Source organism: Mesorhizobium sp. M7A.F.Ca.CA.002.04.1.1, from assembly GCF_004022805.1.
Classification (GTDB): domain Bacteria; phylum Pseudomonadota; class Alphaproteobacteria; order Rhizobiales; family Rhizobiaceae; genus Mesorhizobium; species Mesorhizobium ciceri.
Genome location: NZ_RZPL01000673.1, coordinates 1 through 3099 on the forward strand (window position 1 = coordinate 1; position 3099 = coordinate 3099).

The following is a 3099-nucleotide window of genomic DNA, read 5'->3' on the forward strand; positions in this document are numbered from 1 at the left end:
ATGCCGTTCTCATGCAGCTTGAAGCTGATACGGTATTCCGGAACCTCTTCGCCGGTCTTGTTGGTGTCGTCGAAATAGGCGATGTCGACCGGCCAGTATTTGTCGGTGGCGAGCTTTGCCAGTGCCGAAGCTTCCGGGTCGGCCTTGTCGGCATCGGTTTTCTTGCCGACAACGACGGTGGTGGTCATCACCTTGTTGGCGTCTTCGGAACCGTCGAACAGGTTGGTTTCGTAAAAATTCTCGCCTTTTTCGGCCTTGCCGATCAATTCGACCAAATGCTGGGTCGGGAATTGGGTTGTCGCCAGCTCGACGCTGTTCTTTTCGGGCTTGTCGATATCGACCTTCAGGCCCTTGGCCTCTTTCGTGGCTATGCCCTTGACCTCCTTGTCGAGGTTCTGGTCGGAAAAGGATTTCGTCACGAACGAAAAGGTCTTGCCTTCGGCGTCCTCGAAAGTTGTCGTCTGCTGGTCCGTCAGCTTCGTGCCGTCAGCGGTGACGATCTGGGTGACGAAGCGGAATTTCACCGTATAGCCTTCGCAGGCCGAGCCGTTGAACTCATAGACCATGCGGCCGGATATGCCCGTGATGCCGGACTGATCGGAAGCCTTTTTCAGGGTAAGATCGTAGACGGCGCGGTGGGCTTGCAGCGCCGGCGCTGCGAAGACAGGGCCTATCGAGAATATCCCCGACAACAGGACGGCATGGAATGCGAGGCGCGTTGCGCGCATGAGGTACTCCGATCGTCGCGACTGATGGCAGGCCGCAGGGAAAGATGGTCCAGCTTAAAAAAAGTCGTGGCGGAAGCGAGGCAAAAATAGCAATTTCGGCCCGGCCGGCGCGGCGTCACCAAGCAATAGGGAAATACCATGAGTGAAACAATCGAAAAGCGGCTAAGCGATCTGGGTGTGACGCTTCCCGTCGCCGCCGCGCCCGCCGCCAACTACGTGCCCTATTGCAGGACCGGCCATTTGCTGTTCACTGCCGGGCAATTGCCGCTTAAGGACGGCAAGCTGCAGGCGAGCGGGCTGTTGGGCCGCGATCTCGATACCGCAGGCGGCAAGGATGCGGCAAAATACTGCGCGATCAACATCCTGGCGCAGGCCAAGGCAGCACTCGGCGACCTCGAGAAGATCAGCCGCCTGGTGAAGATCACCGTTTTCGTCGCCTCGACACCCGAGTTCGTCGAGCAGCATCTGGTTGCCAACGGCGCCTCCGATTTCCTGGTCGCCGCCCTTGGCGAGCGCGGCAAGCATGCACGCTCCGCCGTCGGCACGGCCTGCCTGCCGCTTAATGCCGCAGTGGAAATCGAAGCCATCTTCGAAGTCGCATGAGCCAGGGTACAGATATGACCGAGCTATCCTGGCTGACCGCCCGGCCCGTTGCCCACCGCGGCTTCCACGACATGAACAAGACGCGCTGGGAAAACACGCTGTCGGCCTTTGCCGCAGCCGCCGAACGCGGCTACGCCATCGAATGCGACGTGCACCTGTCGTCCGACCGCGTTCCCGTCATCATCCATGACGGCGATCTCAAGCGCCTGACCGGCCAGGATGGTTTCGTCTGGCAGCGTACCGCAGCTGAACTCGCGGCGCTCAGGGTCGGTGGCACGGCGGACCATGTGCCGACGCTGCAGGAAGCGCTCGACCTGGTCGATGGCCGCGTGCCACTGGTCGTCGAGCTGAAAGGCACGCCCGGCTATGACGAAGGCCTGGTGGCAAGCGTCGGCAAGATGCTCAAGCGCTACAAGGGCAAGGCGGCGATCATGTCGTTCGACCATTGGCTGGTCCGCGATTTTCCGAAGGACGCGCCGGGTATCCCAGGGGGTCTCACCGCCTACGGCAAGGACGTCGGGTTGATCGAGGCGCATTTCGCCATGCTGGCGCATGAGATCGCCTTCACCTCCTACGCCGCCGGCGACCTGCCAAACCCATTTGTCAGCTTCGTGCGTGAAAGGCTGAAAATGCCTGTTATCACCTGGACGGTGCATGACCAGCCGGCGGTCGACCTGACCTTCAGATATGCCGACCAGATGACTTTCGAAGGGTTCGAACCCGATCTGGTCAAAGTCGCCTGAGTGTCTGAAACGTGACTTGCACCAGGCCGGACGGAGCTTAAATAAGCCTCATGGATCAGGGCGATGAGGGTGACGGACAAACGGCCAATGCGGACTATTCGATCCGCGTCGCCGCCGGCATCGGCGCCTTCACCTATGATGAATGGAATGGCTTTGCGGGAACTGCGCGCGGCGATTTAGAAGCCAGCTACAATCCTTTGGTTTCATTCGCTTTTCTAGGCGCGCTCGAAGATTCTGGATGCGCCGTGCGGCGTACCGGCTGGCAGGGCCACCACCTCCGGCTCGAGGATGGGCAAGGCAGATTGCTGGGCGCGGTGCCCTGTTATCTCAAATCGCACAGCCAGGGCGAATATGTGTTCGACCATGGCTGGTCGGATGCGTTCGAACGCGCCGGTGGCCGCTACTATCCCAAACTGCAAAGTGCCGTGCCGTTCTCCCCGGTCACCGGCCCTCGCCTGCTGGTCACCAGGGGCGAGGACAGTGCCAAGGTGAAGGCCGGTCTCGCGGCGGGCCTGAAGGCGGTGACGCAAAAGCTCGGTGTCTCTTCCGCACATGTCACCTTCGCGCAAGAGAGCGATGTGGAGGTGCTGGAAGCAGCCGGTTTCCTGCACCGCACCGACCAGCAATTCCATTTCTTCAACGAAGGCTTTTCAACCTATGACGACTTCCTCGCCACCCTTGCCTCGCGCAAGCGAAAGGCGATGAAAAAGGAAAGGCGCGAAGCGCTTGCCCCAGGCATTTCAATCGACCGGCTGACCGGCAAGGACCTCACGGAGAAAGCCTGGGACGATTTCTTCGCCTTCTACATGGACACCGGCAGTCGCAAATGGGGCCGGCCCTATCTCAATCGTCAATTCTTCTCGATGATCGGCGAGCGCATGGCCGACGACATCCTGCTGGTGATGGCCAGGCGCAACGGGCGCTATATCGCCGGCGCGATCAATTTCATCGGTTCGGATGCACTTTATGGCCGCAACTGGGGCTGCATCGAGGACCATCCCTTCCTGCATTTCGAGGTCTGCTAT

General features: G+C 60.2%; 4 protein-coding genes. 3 read left to right on the forward strand and 1 reads right to left on the reverse strand.

What is annotated here, in order from left to right:
* Positions 1-728, reverse strand: a 728-nt coding sequence (locus ENZ75_RS26515; RefSeq protein WP_128278433.1) for a cell envelope integrity EipB family protein, incomplete at its 3' end; no start/stop codon positions are given.
* A gap of 138 nt (positions 729-866) precedes the next feature.
* Here ENZ75_RS26515 and ENZ75_RS26520 point away from each other — a divergent pair.
* The 3 genes from ENZ75_RS26520 to ENZ75_RS26530 form a co-directional block, all read left to right on the forward strand.
* Positions 867-1331: a RidA family protein gene (locus tag ENZ75_RS26520; protein ID WP_063167962.1), complete on the forward strand. Its 465-nt coding sequence runs from the start codon at positions 867-869 to the stop codon at positions 1329-1331.
* Between the two features lie 14 nt (positions 1332-1345).
* A complete protein-coding gene (locus ENZ75_RS26525; protein ID WP_063170232.1) occupies positions 1346-2074 on the forward strand; it encodes a glycerophosphodiester phosphodiesterase in 729 nt (242 codons plus the stop codon).
* A 50-nt stretch (positions 2075-2124) separates the two neighbouring features.
* Positions 2125-3099: GNAT family N-acetyltransferase (locus ENZ75_RS26530; protein WP_128278434.1), on the forward strand; the 975-nt coding region annotated here is incomplete at its 3' end.

Bases quoted from the DNA above. Each gene is read 5' to 3' on its own strand.
- ENZ75_RS26520 (WP_063167962.1), top strand. From the start codon at position 867: ATGAGTGAAACAATCGAAAAGCGGCTAAGCGATCTGGGTGTGACGCTT.
- ENZ75_RS26525 (WP_063170232.1), top strand. From the start codon at position 1,346: ATGACCGAGCTATCCTGGCTGACCGCCCGGCCCGTTGCCCACCGCGGC.